The organism is Micromonospora eburnea, assembly GCF_900090225.1.
Classification (GTDB): Bacteria; Actinomycetota; Actinomycetes; order Mycobacteriales; family Micromonosporaceae; genus Micromonospora; species Micromonospora eburnea.
Window position 1 is genome coordinate 4,634,922 of sequence record NZ_FMHY01000002.1, and the last position, 14,075, is coordinate 4,648,996.

The following is a 14,075-nucleotide window of genomic DNA, read 5'->3' on the forward strand; positions in this document are numbered from 1 at the left end:
GTGCCACAGCCAGGGCAGGCGGAGCCAGCCCAACCCGCTGAGCAGACTACGAGGTAACGGTCCACCGTTGGTTCGCGGCGGCGGTGCAGGTCCACAGGATCACTGTGGTGCCGTTGCCGGTGGCGGCGGCGTTGACGTCGAGGCAGAGGCCGGACTGTAGGGACCGGATGGTGCCGTCGGTGTTGCGGCTCCAACGCTGGTTGGCGCCGCCGTTGCAGTCCCAGATCTGCGCCTTGGCGCCCGCAGTGGCGTTGGTCGGCGCGTCGAGGCACTTACCGAGGGCCTGGAGGGTGTCGCCGCTGACCGTCCAGCGCTGGTTGGCGCCGCCGTTGCAGTCCCAGATCACCGGTTGGGTGCCGTTGGTGGTGTTGCTCTGCGGCACGTCGAGGCACCGGCCGGAGGCGGCGCTGACCAGGGCGCCGGCGGTGGTCGGGGCGGGGTCGTGGTGCCGCCGCCGCTGACCCGGTAGACGACTGTGCCGTGGCCGGGGACGCTGGCGGAGATGGCGCCGCTGGTCGTGCTGGCGGCGTTGGTCCACGCGTCGAGCAGGGTGAAGGAACTGCCGGTCTTGCCCACCGCGGTCGCGGTGGTCGAGATCGTCGTGGTGGTGCCGCCCTGGTTGAACAGGGCCACGGCGACGTCACCGTTGGCCAGCTTCTTGGCCAGCACCCGTCGGGTGCCGTCGAAGGAGACCTGGGTGGCCTGCAGGCCGAGAGAGTCCTGGTTGATCGCGATGAGGCTGCGGTTGGTCAGGACGCTCTGGGTTGCCGACGACATCGAACGGACGTCGTTGCCCGCGATCAGTGGCGCCGCGAGCACCGCCCACATCGCGAAGTGGCTGCGCATCTCGGTGTCGGTCATGCCGCCCCGGCCGACCTCCATCATGTCGGGGTCGTTGAACGCGCCGGGACGCGCGTATCCCGCGAGGGGCACCGTGACGTTGATGATGTTCTGGATGCCCATCGGGTAGCCGTTGGTCTGACCGGTGTCCCAGGCGTTGGTGATGTCCTCGGTGGTGCGCCACATGTTGGCCACGTCGCCCCAGTTTCGCTGCGGCCCGGTCTTGGCGTGGATGCTGTTGGGGTTGATGCTGTAGACGATCGGCCGGCCGGTCGCCGCGAGGGCGTCGCGCATCCGGGCGAAGGTGGTCACCTGCTGGTCGATGGTGCCGTCGGGTGAGCACCAGTCGTACTTGAGGAAGTCCACGCCCCAGGCGGCGAACTGCCGGGCGTCCTGCGCCTCGTGTCCCTGGCTTCCGGTCGCACCGGGGTAGGAGCCGAAGTACTGCGCGCAGGTCCGGTCGGCCGGAACCTCGTAGAGACCGAACTTGAGGCCCTTGCTGTGCAGGTAGTCACCGAGCGCCTTCATGCCACTCGGAAAGCGGCCCGGGTCGCCCTGGAGATTGCCGGCGGAGTCGCGGTTCGGGTTGAACCAGCAGTCGTCGACCACGACGTACTGGTAGCCGGCGTCGCGCATGCCGCTGGTGACGATGGCGTCGGCGGCCTGCCGGATCAGCGACTCGTTGATGTTGCAGCCGAACGAATTCCAGCTGTTCCAGCCCATCGGCGGGGTGCGGGCCACCCCGTTGTCCAGGGCGAGCGAGGCGGCGGGACGCAGCCCGACCGCGGTGCCGGTCAGCAGCAACGCGGCCGTGAGGGCAGCGCCCCATCGCGAGGCGAGGTTTCTCATCAGCTCTCCTTTCCGCCGCGGCGGTACGCCGCGGCAGGTGGTGGTCCGCCGACGGGTCACGGTGGCCGCGGCGGGTCGACGGCTGGTGGATGTCATCAAGGTCGATACATATGACGCTTCGAGTCCCTCGGGCGCCCGCCGGCCCGGTCGATATTCACCTGGGCCGTGCCGGCGGGTGCGGTCGGCAGGGACTACTGGAGCGAGACGTCGTCGACGAAGAAGCTGTCCGTTCCCGACGCCGTCTCCACGTAGAAGGTGGCGCCGGACAGCGTTCCGCTCCAGGACACCGCCGCCGTGCCGGTCAGCTTCGTCCAACCGTCGGGGCTCACCGCCGTTCCCGGGGTGAGTGAGAGGTAGTTCGTCGTGCCGTTGGCGGTCAGCGCCAGGGTCGCCTTCACGGTCGGCGTCCCGCTCTGGCTGCGTACCCAGACGGTGGTGGTGTAGCTCTTGCCGTTGGTGAGCTTCGAGGTCACGTCCTGGCTGGGACCGTTCCACGACGCCGTACGCCCGGTGACCGACAACGACGCCGCACCACCGTGCACGACCGCGGCGTTCGACGACAGCGTCCCGCTGCCCATGACCCCCCAGCCCGACGTGCCGCTCTCCGCGTCACCGTTGGCGATCAGATTCCCGCCGCCGGCGGCCCCTGCGAACTGCCACCAGTTGACGTTGAACAGGTTGCCGCTGCCGCCGGTGAAACGCAGGTACAGGTCGTGCGTGCCGGTTGCGCCGGTGACGGTGCAGGAGGTGTTCACCCACGTCTGCCAGCCGCCGGTACCTGGGACGGTGCACCGTCCCACCACCGGACCGGAGGTGCTGTCGAGGCGGAGCTCGATGGTGCCGCCGCTGGTCGCGGAGGCAACCCGCGCGGTGAACGAGTTCGCCCCGGCGCCGAAGTCGACGCCTTTGACCTTGATGTAGTCGCCGTTGTCGATCCAGCCGACGTCCATCCCGCCTTCACTGGCGGGTTCGGTCTCGATACCCGATTCCCAGGCGATCGTCTCGGCCTCTTGACGGGTATACGGGTTGAGGGTGCCGACCTGGGGTGCCCCGGTGGTGGTCATGTTGATGGTGGGGATCGAGCCGTCGGCGTTGTAGGAAAACTTCTCGACCGCGACCGACCGGGTGTAACCGCCGCCGCCCGGCAGCGCGCCGTTGTGGTAGAAGAAGTACGACCCCCCGCTGAAGTCGACGATGCCGGGGTGGTTGGTGAAGCTGCTGCCCTGGGTCGGCATGACCGTTCCGCGGTAGGTCCATGGCCCGGTGGGGCCGGGGGCCGTCGAGTAGCCGATGAACTCGGAGCAGCACTTCGCCGCGAAGACGTTGTAGTACAGCCCGTTGCGCTTGTAGACCCAGGGGCCTTCCTCGAACAGTGTCGGCCGGTTCGCGTCGCCGGTGCGGGTGCCGAACCCGGCGGTGGTGAGTGGGATCTGGGCGGGGCTGCCCGAGTAGGAGATCATGTCGGCGTTCAGCTTCACGTACCAGAGGTGGGGGTTGCCCCAGTACAGGTAGGCCTGTCCGTCGCTGTCGATGAAGACGGTCGGGTCGAATTCGCCGTTGGACACCAGGGGCCGGCCAATGGCGTCGTGGAAGGGGCCGGTCGGGCTGTCGGCCACCGCCACCCCGATGCCCATCGCGCCGGTCGCCCGCACGGTCATGGGTACGTACCAGTAGAACTTGCCGTTGCGGGCGATGACCTGGCCGGCCCAGGCGTCGGCACTGGCCCAGCTGAAGCTGGCGATGCTGAGCGGGGATCCGTGGTCGGTCCAGTTCACCATGTCGGCGGACGACCAGACCCGCCACTCCTTCATGGTGAACCAGGTCGAGGCGTCCTCGTCATGACCCGTGTAGAGGTACACCCGGCCGTTGTAGACCAGCGGAGCCGGGTCGGCGGTGTAGATGTGCTGGATAATCGGGTTGTCCGCCCGGGCCACGCCAGGGACGAGAGCGACGGCGCAGAGCACCGCCGCGACCCAGGCGATGAGCCGCCCGACACGGAGCTTGCCGGGAAGTGGAGAGAACACTCTCATATCTGCCTCCAAGGGCTGCCGGTTGTTGTCTGATCGCGACTGCGGCCACGTCGCACACCGTCGTTGCGGACCCGGCGTGCGGCCGGCCGGGGCGGGCCGGCCGCACGCCGTGCTCAGTTGCGCAGAGCCCACTGCTGGTTGGTGCCCCCGTTGCACGTCCAGAGGATGAGCTTCGTGCCGTTCGCCGTACCGGCGCCGTTGGCGTCGAGACACAGTCCCGACTGGACGCCGGTCACCGTGCCGTTGGCGTTGAGGTTCCACTGCTGGTTGGTCTGGCCGTTGCAGTCCCAGATGATCGCCTGCGTGCCGTTGGCCGTGCCCTGCCCGGACGCGTCGAGGCACTTGTTCCCGTACACCTGCAACTGCTTGCCGGCGGTGTAGGTCCACCGCTGGTTGGTGCCACCGTTGCAGTCCCAGAGTTGCGCCTGGGTGCCGTTGGTCGTGCTCGAGCCACCGATCTCGACGCACCGGCCCGATTGGCTACCGACTATCTGCACGTCCTGCTGGCCGACGCCGGTCTGGACCCCTGCGGAGGCCATCACCGCCTGCGCGCCCGAGGGCCAGCTGTTGTTCGTGACCGTCGTGTTGCCGGAGACGACGTTGCCGCGGTCACCGTTGGTCACGTTGCTGCTGCCGTTGGTCGACCAGTTGCCGGTGACGGTGAAGTTGCCCATGTTCTCCCCGCCCCAGTAGTTGGCGGTGGCCCAGGTGCCGGTGCTGGAGAAGACATTGGTGCGGACCGTGTAGTACCGGGAGCCCTCGTCGAAGTAGAGCCCGAACCAGCCGTTGGTACGCAGGCAGTAGTTGTCGCTGATCAGCGCGTTCGGGTTGGCCGACAGGGTGTAGATGCAGGAGCCGTCGGTCATCTGCTGCATGACGTCGTGGACGTAGTTGCCGGTGAGCCGGTTGTTGGACGCGGTGGTCGGCGTGGTGTAGCGCGGCTGGTAGTTGTACAGGCCGCGGTTGGCGTACTCGGTGCTGCCGCCGGCGTCGTTGGCGCCCCACCCGTAGCCGATCGACATGCCGGTGTACGGCAGGCTGTAGACCTCGTTGTGGGAGACGGTGGACGTGTTGACGTAGGTGGTCAGGACGGAGACGATGCCCCGGTAGTCCGCGCCGAGGTCGTGGATCCGGTTGTTGCTGATGGTGATGTCCCGGTTGACCATCCGGGAGTCGCTGGGGTGGTGCGCGTCGGCGCGTACACCGCCCACCACGATGCCGCCGGCCGAGCTGCGGGCGATCTCGGAGCGGGTGATCGTGATGTTACTGGCGCCTAGGCCGACCCCGCTGGCGTGGGCGTTGGCGTCGTTGCCGATGCCCACCGCGGTCTGGCCCAGGTTGACGAACTGGGAATCGCTGAAGGTGATGGTGTTGGCGGCGGACACCTGTACCGCGGCCGGCATCTGGCTCCAGCTCGGCCGGGTGGCCTCGAAGAGCTGGCAGCCCTCCTGACATGAGGTCAGGGCGTCGGCCGGTCGGGCCCAGGTACCGGTGATGTGGGCCCCGGTCTGCTGGTCGGCGAAGCCCTGGTTGCTGCTGGGCCCCAGCCAGCTCGTCCCGGTGAAAGTGATCCCGCTGAACGAGATGTGGTGCGCCGGCGCGTCGTACGTGCCGCCGACATTCACGAGGGACGGCAACACGGGCAGCTCGACGCTGGTGGTGGCCATGTTCTGCCCGGCGAGCGGGATGTAGGAGAGCACGCCGGTCCCGGGGTCGAGGTACCACTCCCCCGGCGAGTCCAGGAACTCGTACGCGTTGGCGAGGTAGAGCGGGCCGGCTCGGTGCGGCTGGCTGAGGGTGTCGTAGCCGAAGGTGTTGTTGTTCCACGCCGGCTGCTGCATCGTGAGGAAGTTGCCGGCGATGCTCTGCACCGGCGAGTACCGGTCCGTGAACGAGCCGACGCTCTCCACCTCGACCCGGTTCTGGTTGGCGAGGTTGTTCAGGTAGCTCAGGGCGCCGCTGCTGAATCGCATGCCGGTCGTGGTGAAGGTGAAGTCGGACCGGTTCACGGCCGTGCGGGCACGGGTGGCGATGGCGCCGTTGACGTAGAGCTGCCGGCTGTCTGTCCCGGTGCCGACGTTCGCCCGCCAGATGTTCCTTCCGGCGTCGGCGAGCGACCAGCCGGTCACCGCCCTGGCACCGCTGATCACCGGTCGGGCCGACGAGGCGGCCCGCCAGATGACGGTGTAGCCGTTGTTGCCCGAGTCGGCCGCGGTCAGTCGCAGCGGTGCGGCGAGCCGGTACACGCCGTCGGCCAGCTCCACGACGATGTCGCCGGACATCGCGGCGTTGCGGGAGCGGACCGCCGCCTGCGCGGCCGTCAGCGAACACGGTTGGCTGACGGAGCAGGTGCTGCCCGTACCGGAGGGTGCGGCGTAGATGGTGGTGGTGGCCGCGGCGGCCGGTGCGGCGGCGACGAGCACGGCGGCCGCGGTGATCATGACCGCGGCGGCGACGCGGGCCGCCACCTGTCTGCATCCGGTGGGGGACGAGGATACGAACACAGTGTCTCCTGTCGTGCACGGTGGTGGGGGGCCTGCTTCGGCCTGGTGGGGACTCCGAAGCCGGCCTGGTGTGCTCGGACGCGGACTGCGATCCCTCGGGTTGCCGAGATCGCGACGCGCGCCGCGTGGGCGTGCCGGCGGGGGGCGTCAGCAGGTCGAGGTGACCCACGTGCAGTGCAGGTGCGGCAGGACGCTCGGGGGCCGGACGTAGCTGTTCCGCCGCGCCGGGGGCATCCCGGGCTGAGTGGGGGCTGGGCCGCCCGGACCCCCAGCCTCCGCTCAGCACGGCAAAAGTTATGTTAGCGATAACAGAGGCGATCAGCAATGAAGCGCGTCTATTTCGAGCGCTTCCGTTCTGCCAACTCCGGAGCCTCGAATCGCGCGTCAAAAAGCGTTATCCGCGACGCCCGCGTATGGTCGAGCAGCCCCACGACGCCCCGGCGGCTGTCCCGCCGCCGCACCGCCTGGCGCCCGGAGCGTCTGCGCCGACAGCGCAGCCGAGACCGCGCCGCGGCGACCAGGTCGCTCAGAGCAGACGGCATCGTCCAATCAGGCGGCACTGGCATCCGCCTGGCCCACCCCCGCAGCTCTGCCATCGCGGCACCGAAGAAACCGGCCGCCATGGTTCGACACCTCCGGCGACCTGGCGGAGGTGGCCGCCCCATCGCGTAGCAAGAAGGTGGACCGCCGGCGGAACATCTCGGGTCCGTCGCCGGCACCGCTCGGCGGCCCCGGAGTGCGAATGCAGCGATGTCGCGGCCGTCCCGGAGCCCGCCGGAAACGCCGACTTGACGAACGGGATGTTATCGCTCACAGTCGATGGTCATAGGACGATGGGCACGTCGCGGCTGTCCGGCAAGGTGCTGGACGTCTACAACTTCTCGACCGCCAACAGCGCCGACATCGTGCAGTGGACCGACGGCAACCAGACCAACCAGCAGTTCCGGCTCGCCGACTCCGACAGCGGCTACGTCCGGTTCATCAACCGGAACAGCAACAAGGCGATCGAGGTGATGGGCGCCTCTGACGCTGCAGCGCTAGTTGGCGTGACGCAGGCCCGCCACGGGTGCACCTGAGGTCCGCCGGCAACGACGGATGCTGATTCGGGAGTGCTGTCACGGCTCGCGACCAGGACCGGGTGGAACTGGAGCGGCGGGCTCGGCGCAAGGCCGAGACCGCCCCGGTCACGCCGCAGGCCGGATGAACCTGCTGTCCGAGCACCCGGTCATCGATGAACCTGCGCCCGAAAGTTTCGGACGATGCTTCCCGCGACACCCCATTACGGCGCTCTCGCGCTGATCGACTGCCCGCCCAGACGTCACCTGGGCGGGCCAAACGTACAGGTAGACCTGGTAGCTCGAGGCGACCGACGTCCGAGCCGAGCCGCAATTCGCTCCCGGAAGTCTTCCGGAATCTGTTGTTTCAGCGGTGTTACCCGTGTCAGCATGACTTGACATTGAGGTTCATCGTTCGCTGGCCCAGGTTGCCCGAATCCACGGCTTCCCCTCGCACGCACTGCGACAGCCCACCACCCGTGAGGTGCTCGGTGACCGGGACAGCAGAACCGAGAAAGGAGGCCATCGTGGCAACCAGTTCTTCTGTCTACTCTCCTGGCTCCCTGCGGAGTCGCTCGCTACGGGTACGACTGCTGATCAGCGGTACCGCCGCCGCCGTTGCCGCACTGGGCGCGGTGATGGTGATCCCGGATGCGAACGCCGCAGCGAGCACCCTGGGCGCGGCGGCCGCGCAGTCGGGCCGGTACTTCGGCACGGCGATCGCCGCGGGCCGGCTCGGTGATTCGGCGTACACGACGATCGCCGGGCGCGAGTTCAACATGGTGACGGCCGAAAACGAGATGAAGCCGGACGCGACGGAGCCCCAGCGTGGCCAGTTCAACTTCAGTTCCGGCGACCAGATCTACAACTGGGCGACCCAGCGCGGCATGAAGGTCCGCGGCCACACCCTCGCCTGGCACGCACAGCAGCCGAGCTGGATGCAGAGCCTGAGCGGCAGCAGCCTGCGCCAGGCGATGATCGATCACATCAACGGCGTGATGGCCCACTACAAGGGCAAGCTCGCCTACTGGGACGTCGTCAACGAGGCCTTCAACGAGGACGGCAGCCGCCGGCAGTCCAACCTGCAGGCCACCGGCAACGACTGGATCGAGGTGGCGTTCCGCACGGCTCGCACCGCCGACCCCTCGGTCAAGCTGTGCTACAACGACTACAACATCGAGAACTGGTCCTACGCCAAGACGCAGGGCGTCTACAACATGATCCGGGACTTCAAGTCTCGCGGCGTGCCGATCGACTGCGTAGGCCTGCAGACCCACTTCACCGGCGGCAGCTCGCTGCCGAGCAACTTTCAGACCACACTGTCGAGCTTCGCCGGCCTGGGCGTGGACGTGGCCCTGACCGAGGTCGACGTCACCAACGCGTCGACCACCCAGTACGCCGGGCTGACCCAGGCCTGCGTCAACGTGTCCCGCTGCGTCGGCATCACCGTCTGGGGCGTACGGGACAGCGACTCGTGGCGCTCCAGTGAAAGCCCGCTGCTGTTCGACGGCGGTGGCAACAAGAAGGCCGCCTACAACTCGGTGCTCAACGCCCTCAATGCCGCCGGCCCGACCACCACGTCCTCGCCGACTTCGACCGGTGGCCCCACCTCCTCCCCGCCGTCCTCGCCCTCTGCCACGCCAGGCGGAGCGAAGCGGATCATCGGCGCCCAATCCGGCAGGTGCGTCGATGTGCCGAACGCGTCGCGGAACAACGGCACGCGGGTCCAGCTCTACGACTGCAACGGCCAGGTCAACCAGGCGTGGACCCTCACGTCGAGCCGGCAGCTGACGGTGTACGGCACCATGTGCCTGGACGCCGCCGGATCCGGCAACGGCTCGGCCGTGCAGATCTACAGCTGCAGCGGGCAGGCCAACCAGCAGTGGAGCGTCAACTCGAACGGAACCATCACGGGCGTCCAGTCCGGACGCTGCCTGGACGTCTGGGGCACCGGCAACGGTCAGCAGATCCAGATCTACGACTGCAACGGACAGGCCAACCAGCGGTTCAGCCTGAACTGACCCGATCGTTCGTCGCGGCGCCCGTGACGGCTGCCGCCCCCTCTCGAGCGCCAATCCCCCACGCCGCATCTTCGATGCGGCCCATCAGGAAGGTCGAAGTGTGAGACGACGTCCTCTCTCCACGTCGAAACGGCTGCTCGCCGCGGGCGCCGCGACGCTCGCCATGTTGGCCCCCGCCCTGCACCCCGGAACGAGCGCAGCAGCCGGAGCACCGTCGGTGCCGACCCGCGACGCCTTCAACTGGATTTCCTCCTCCGAACCCGTGATCACCCCACAGCAGGCAGCGGGGCACGACCTCGTGTCCGTCAAGGACCCGTCCGTGGTCTGGTACGGCGGCAAGTGGCACGTGTTCATGACGACGTTTGACGCGAAGGCCGGCTGGACGATGGCGTACAAGTCGTTCCGCAACTGGTCGCAGGCCGACGCCGCTCCGCAGTACATGCTCGACCAGTCAGCCATCGGGCCCGGCTACCGCGCAGCCCCTCAGGTCTTCTATTTCGCGCCGCAGAAGCTGTGGTATCTCATCTTCCAGAGCGATGGCGGCGGCTCCTATTCCACCACCACCAACATCGACGACCCTTCTTCGTGGTCCAAGCCGAAGAACTTCTACTCGAGCATGCCGCAGATCATCAGAGACAACATCGGCCAGGGATACTGGGTCGACTTCTGGACGATCTGCGACGACGCGAAGTGCTACCTGTTCTCGTCCGACGACAACGGCCACCTGTACCGCTCGGAGACCTCGCTCCGGAACTTCCCCAATGGCTTCGACAACTCCACCGTGATCGCCATGGCCGACCCGAACAGGTTCGACCTGTTCGAGGCGTCCAACGTCTACCGGCTCGGCGATTCCGGCAGCTACCTGCTGCTGGTCGAGGCAATCGGCAGCGACGGGCGCCGCTGGTTCCGCAGCTGGACGTCGCCCCACATCTCGGGCCCCTGGGCACCGCTGGCCGACACCGAGGCGGCCCCCTTCGCCCGCAGCAACAACGTCCACTTCCCGAGCGGCGCCTGGACGAAGGACATCTCTCACGGCGAAATGATCCGCGCCGGCAATGGTCAGCAACTCACCATCGACCCATGCAGCCAGAACAAGTTCCTCTACCAGGGGCTCGACCCGAGCGCCGGGGGCGACTACGGGCTGCTCCCCTATCGTTTGGGCCTGCTCACCCAGCAGGGACCGGATCCGCTGGACGCGTACTGCGTTCGCTGAACAGCCGGGTCGGCGCCAGCCGGGCTGAATCCGGCTGGCGCCAACGCGCGTTGACGGCCGGGTGCCGGCGGCGAGCCGGCGTCTCACGGGAACCGAGGTATCGGCGCGCCGCTGGTTCGGCTCGCCGGCCGCCCCGACCGATTCGAGGTCGGAGCGGCGCGGCCGGCCCCGGGCCCGCCCGGACCACGTCATCGCCGACAAGGGCTATGCTCCCAAGGCCGTCCGGGCTGACCTGCGCCGGCGAGGCATCGGGCACACGATTCCTGAGCGCGTAGACCAGCAAGCGAACCGTCGCAGGCGAGGCAGCCGAGGCGGCCGGCCACCAGCGTTCGACAAGCAGCTCTACAAGCACCGCAACGTCGTCGAACACTGCTTCAACCGGCCCAAGCAGTGCCGCAGCGTCGCCACCCGCTACGACAAGACCGCCTCGTACTACCATGCCACCGTCGCCGCGCTACTCCAGTGGTTGTGAACCTTTGAAGACACTAGGATCGGTCGCGTGTCGAGGCCAGGGCGGCGGAAGAAACGCCAGCGCAGACCGCGTCGGCGACTGCCAGAACTCAAGGATCGTGAGACTCCTCGGCGCGGGCAACGATCTCGGCCTGGGATACTGCGTTACTGGGTGCGGCGGCCGGAACCGAGCGTTGCCATCTCAGCAATCTTCACGTCGATCTTTCTGCTGATGGCCGCTGTGACGCGTGACGGGGCTCTCCTAATCATCGTGCTGCCGTGCGCAGGCGCGGGTCTGTTCGTGTGGGTGACCCGGCATACCTGGCGCCGTAACGCCGACCGCTGGCAGCAGGGCTACTACGACGTCTTCTGATCTCCAGTCTGGCAGCGACCGAACTGTTCGGCGCGGCACACTCTCTCGCAGGAGGCCCCGGACGCCGTCTCGGTGCCGCCGACAGCTGGAGAACGGTCGCCAGCGGCAGGAGCGATGCCGCCCAGGGCATCAGCACGCCGCCTGAAGGCACCGTTCTCGGCATGTCCGGCAGCTGTCGCGCCGACCGATCGCGCTACAGCAGTGACCGGCATTCTGGCGGACGATGCGCACGGCCGGCGGCATGAGCGGGCGCCGATTCGCGTGAGAACATGTGTCCATGAGCAGCGACGTCGCCCTCGATGTGAGCGCCCTGGCGATCAACGTCACGATCCCCGAGGGGCTCCGCTGGACCGACACTCGACGCGGCGAGGAGTTCACGCTCACCACACTCAACGTCCGACTCCTCCCGGACGGGCACCTCGCGGCAAAGGCCTACGGCTGACCGACCGGCGGCGGCCGCGGCACATACCTCTCGTTCCCCGTGCCCAACAGGCCCGAGCTTGCGGCCCTAATCGCGAAAGCTGCCAGCCGCGCCGGCGCGCTGTGGGCCGCCCACCGCGGTCTCAGCTGAACGTTCGGCTGCTGTGACGCGGCCGGCGCGTCAACCCACCAGTCTCGTAGACGCAGGCTGCAGCAGACGCGACCTGAACGGCGTCGAGCGCGCTCCCTCAGCGGCATGATCGCATGGGCGGCGTCGGGGTGCCTGCTCGGACCGATTGTGCGGGACAGGCGCTGGTGGCCTGGCCGCTGGGCGCGTCTGCCGGAGCCGATGCGAGATGCCGCAGCGGCGGCCCCGGCCAACACCTGACGGGGCCGCCGCTACAACGGTGTCCTGCCGCGGCTGGGCTAAGTTAGGCGGCGCGGCCGGCCTTGAGTGCTGCCGCGGTGTCGACGACGCGCCGGGCCTGGTAACGGGCCGCCTCCAAGGCCACGTCGTTGGGTGGGCCATCGCCGGCTACGTGGGAGGCCCCGTAGGGATTGCCTGTCTGGAACTGGATGGGGTCGGTGTAGCCGGGGGGCACGATGATGCCGCCCCAGTGGTAGAACGTGTTCCCCAGCGCCAGGATGGTGGACTCCTGTCCGCCGTGGGCGGTGTTGGAGGCGGTGAAAGCCGAGTAGATCTTGTCGGCGAGTTTGCCCTGGAACCACAGGGGGCCGGTGGTGTCGATGAACGCCCTGAGCTGGCTGGATGGGTTGCCAAAGCGGGTGGGGGTGCCGAACAGTACCGCGTCGGCCCAAGCCAGGTCGTCGAGGCTCGCCTCGGCGACGTCGGCCGTGTCCTGGATGTGTTGGGCCCAGGCCGGCTTGGCGTTGATCGCCTCCGGTGGGGCCAGTTCGGCAACTTTGCGCAGTCGCACAGATGCGCCGGCCTTCTCCGCGCCCTCGGCCGCCGCTCGCGCCAGGGCGTGCACCGTGCCAGTGGAACTGTAGTAGATGATTGCGACCTTCACGGCTTCCATGATCGGTTTCCTTGCCTCGCAGGTTCTGTTTCGTGCTGCCGGGCGGGTACCGCCGGAGCCCGGGCTGCAGCGGACGGTGCGCCGCCCGCGCGGGCGCCAGCAGAATGGTCAGCGCCAGCGCGGTGGCTCGCTGGATGGGCTCAGCAGTACGACGACTCGACCCCTCGAAATGTGAGGCGACGCGCCGAGCTCACAGTTCGGTGCGATGTTTCGTCGATCTGGTGAGGCAGATGCGACCAGGGGAGGGTCGGCGACACCAGATGAGTGCGTTCACACACTCACCGAACTCGGTCAGCCTCTAGGGAGGGGAACTGTCGTCGTTCGGACGGCCCAGGCATCGACGATGCGGTCCAGGGTGCGCCTGCCCCACCGGCTCATCGTCGGGTTGGAATCGAGGTAGTACCAGACCAGCCCCATCGCCTGCTGGAACGCCCAAGCCATCCCGCGCCGCCACTGGACGTCGTCGCATCCGAGCTCGCGGCGGAGGATGCCGCGCTGGGTCTCGTCGAGGAGATGCCAGGCTGCCACGAGGTCGAGCGCCGGGTCCGCCGGGCCGAAGCCGCCGCCGTCCAGGACGCCGACGAGACGGCCGTCTTCGACGAGGATGTTGGGCGGGTTGAGGTCGCGGTGGCACATCGCGTCCTCGTCGACCTCGGGCAGCGTCCGAAGCTCCGCCCAGATCCGCCGCAGGAGGGGTACGTCGAGCAGGTCCTCGCTCTGCCGGAAGCATGTCTCGAGCCACTCGTCGTGGTCCGGGAGGTGCCCGCCGCGACCGACGCCGTCGAAGCGTCGCCCGCCGGTGTCGTGGGCGCGCATCCCGGCGATGAGCTCGGCCAGGTCATGGGCGAACGCGTTCGACCCTGCGGGGTCCTCGACCGTCGCGTCGCGGCCGGACAGCCAGGTCTGGACGCTCCACGGCAGCGGATAGCCCGCGCCCGGCTCCCCGATCGCCACCGGCTCCGGGGTGGGCACGGTGGCGGCGTCGGCCAGTTCACGCGCGGCCTCGGCCTCTGCCTCCAGCGACGCGCGGGCCTGCGCCGGGTCGTGACCGACCAGCGGGAAGCGGGCGGCCAGGTCGTCGCCGATCCGGAAGATCGCGTTCACGGTCCCTGGCGTGCGCAGCTCGGTGACCGGCAGTCCGCGCCACTGAGGGAACTGCACCTCGACCAGCCGGCGGACGGTCTGCCTGTCGACGTGGAGCTGGTCGGCGTGCATTTTCATGCCGCCATCCTCCCGTCGGCGACCACGGGTGTCCCCCGATTTCGCGCGGCAGGCTCGGC

General features: G+C 68.4%; 8 protein-coding genes and 3 pseudogenes. 6 read left to right on the forward strand and 5 right to left on the reverse strand.

The window, feature by feature from the left end; genetic code table 11:
- Positions 1-46: 46 nt before the first annotated feature.
- From GA0070604_RS20230 to GA0070604_RS20240, 3 genes and pseudogenes are all read right to left on the reverse strand, one after another.
- Positions 47-1,689 (reverse strand): annotated as a pseudogene (locus tag GA0070604_RS20230) (glycoside hydrolase family 27 protein).
- Between the two features lie 191 nt (positions 1,690-1,880).
- Positions 1,881-3,719 carry a family 43 glycosylhydrolase gene (locus GA0070604_RS20235; RefSeq protein WP_091120704.1) on the reverse strand — a complete coding sequence of 613 codons (1,839 nt, stop codon included), beginning with the start codon at positions 3,717-3,719 and terminating at the stop codon, positions 1,881-1,883.
- Between the two features lie 113 nt (positions 3,720-3,832).
- On the reverse strand, positions 3,833-6,160 hold the full coding sequence (locus GA0070604_RS20240; RefSeq protein WP_091127290.1) for a ricin-type beta-trefoil lectin domain protein: 2,328 nt from the start codon (positions 6,158-6,160) through the stop codon (positions 3,833-3,835).
- A 905-nt stretch (positions 6,161-7,065) separates the two neighbouring features.
- Between GA0070604_RS20240 and GA0070604_RS20245 the strand changes: the two are divergent.
- The 6 genes and pseudogenes from GA0070604_RS20245 to GA0070604_RS33680 form a co-directional block, all read left to right on the forward strand.
- Positions 7,066-7,254: pseudogene (locus tag GA0070604_RS20245) on the forward strand (RICIN domain-containing protein); the annotation flags it as partial.
- 662 nt (positions 7,255-7,916) lie between these two features.
- On the forward strand, positions 7,917-9,299 hold the full coding sequence (locus GA0070604_RS20250; RefSeq protein ID WP_244162226.1) for an endo-1,4-beta-xylanase: 1,383 nt from the start codon (positions 7,917-7,919) through the stop codon (positions 9,297-9,299).
- A 217-nt stretch (positions 9,300-9,516) separates the two neighbouring features.
- On the forward strand, positions 9,517-10,512 hold the full coding sequence (locus GA0070604_RS20255) for a glycoside hydrolase family 62 protein (protein ID WP_208602135.1): 996 nt from the start codon (positions 9,517-9,519) through the stop codon (positions 10,510-10,512).
- A 160-nt stretch (positions 10,513-10,672) separates the two neighbouring features.
- A pseudogene (locus GA0070604_RS20260) lies at positions 10,673-10,984 on the forward strand (transposase); the annotation flags it as partial.
- Between the two features lie 210 nt (positions 10,985-11,194).
- Positions 11,195-11,335, forward strand: coding sequence for a hypothetical protein (locus GA0070604_RS32605; RefSeq protein ID WP_167363531.1), 141 nt, complete (start codon positions 11,195-11,197; stop codon positions 11,333-11,335).
- A 277-nt stretch (positions 11,336-11,612) separates the two neighbouring features.
- A complete protein-coding gene (locus GA0070604_RS33680; RefSeq protein ID WP_244162019.1) occupies positions 11,613-11,777 on the forward strand; it encodes a hypothetical protein in 165 nt (54 codons plus the stop codon).
- A 409-nt stretch (positions 11,778-12,186) separates the two neighbouring features.
- On the opposite strand, the gene wrbA is transcribed toward GA0070604_RS33680, so the two are convergent.
- Positions 12,187-12,798, reverse strand: a complete 612-nt coding sequence (gene wrbA / locus GA0070604_RS20275; protein WP_377593942.1) for an NAD(P)H:quinone oxidoreductase — start codon at positions 12,796-12,798, stop codon at positions 12,187-12,189.
- Between the two features lie 288 nt (positions 12,799-13,086).
- Complete coding sequence (locus tag GA0070604_RS20280) at positions 13,087-14,016, reverse strand: phosphotransferase (RefSeq protein WP_167363532.1); 930 nt, start codon at positions 14,014-14,016, stop codon at positions 13,087-13,089.
- Between the last annotated feature and the right edge of the window lie 59 nt (positions 14,017-14,075).

Bases quoted from the DNA above. Each gene is read 5' to 3' on its own strand.
- GA0070604_RS20235 (WP_091120704.1), bottom strand. From the start codon at position 3,719: ATGAGAGTGTTCTCTCCACTTCCCGGCAAGCTCCGTGTCGGGCGGCTC.
- GA0070604_RS33680 (WP_244162019.1), top strand. From the start codon at position 11,613: ATGAGCAGCGACGTCGCCCTCGATGTGAGCGCCCTGGCGATCAACGTC.
- GA0070604_RS20280 (WP_167363532.1), bottom strand. From the start codon at position 14,016: ATGAAAATGCACGCCGACCAGCTCCACGTCGACAGGCAGACCGTCCGC.
- GA0070604_RS20240 (WP_091127290.1), bottom strand. From the start codon at position 6,160: ATGATCACCGCGGCCGCCGTGCTCGTCGCCGCCGCACCGGCCGCCGCG.
- GA0070604_RS20250 (WP_244162226.1), top strand. From the start codon at position 7,917: ATGGTGATCCCGGATGCGAACGCCGCAGCGAGCACCCTGGGCGCGGCG.
- GA0070604_RS32605 (WP_167363531.1), top strand. From the start codon at position 11,195: ATGGCCGCTGTGACGCGTGACGGGGCTCTCCTAATCATCGTGCTGCCG.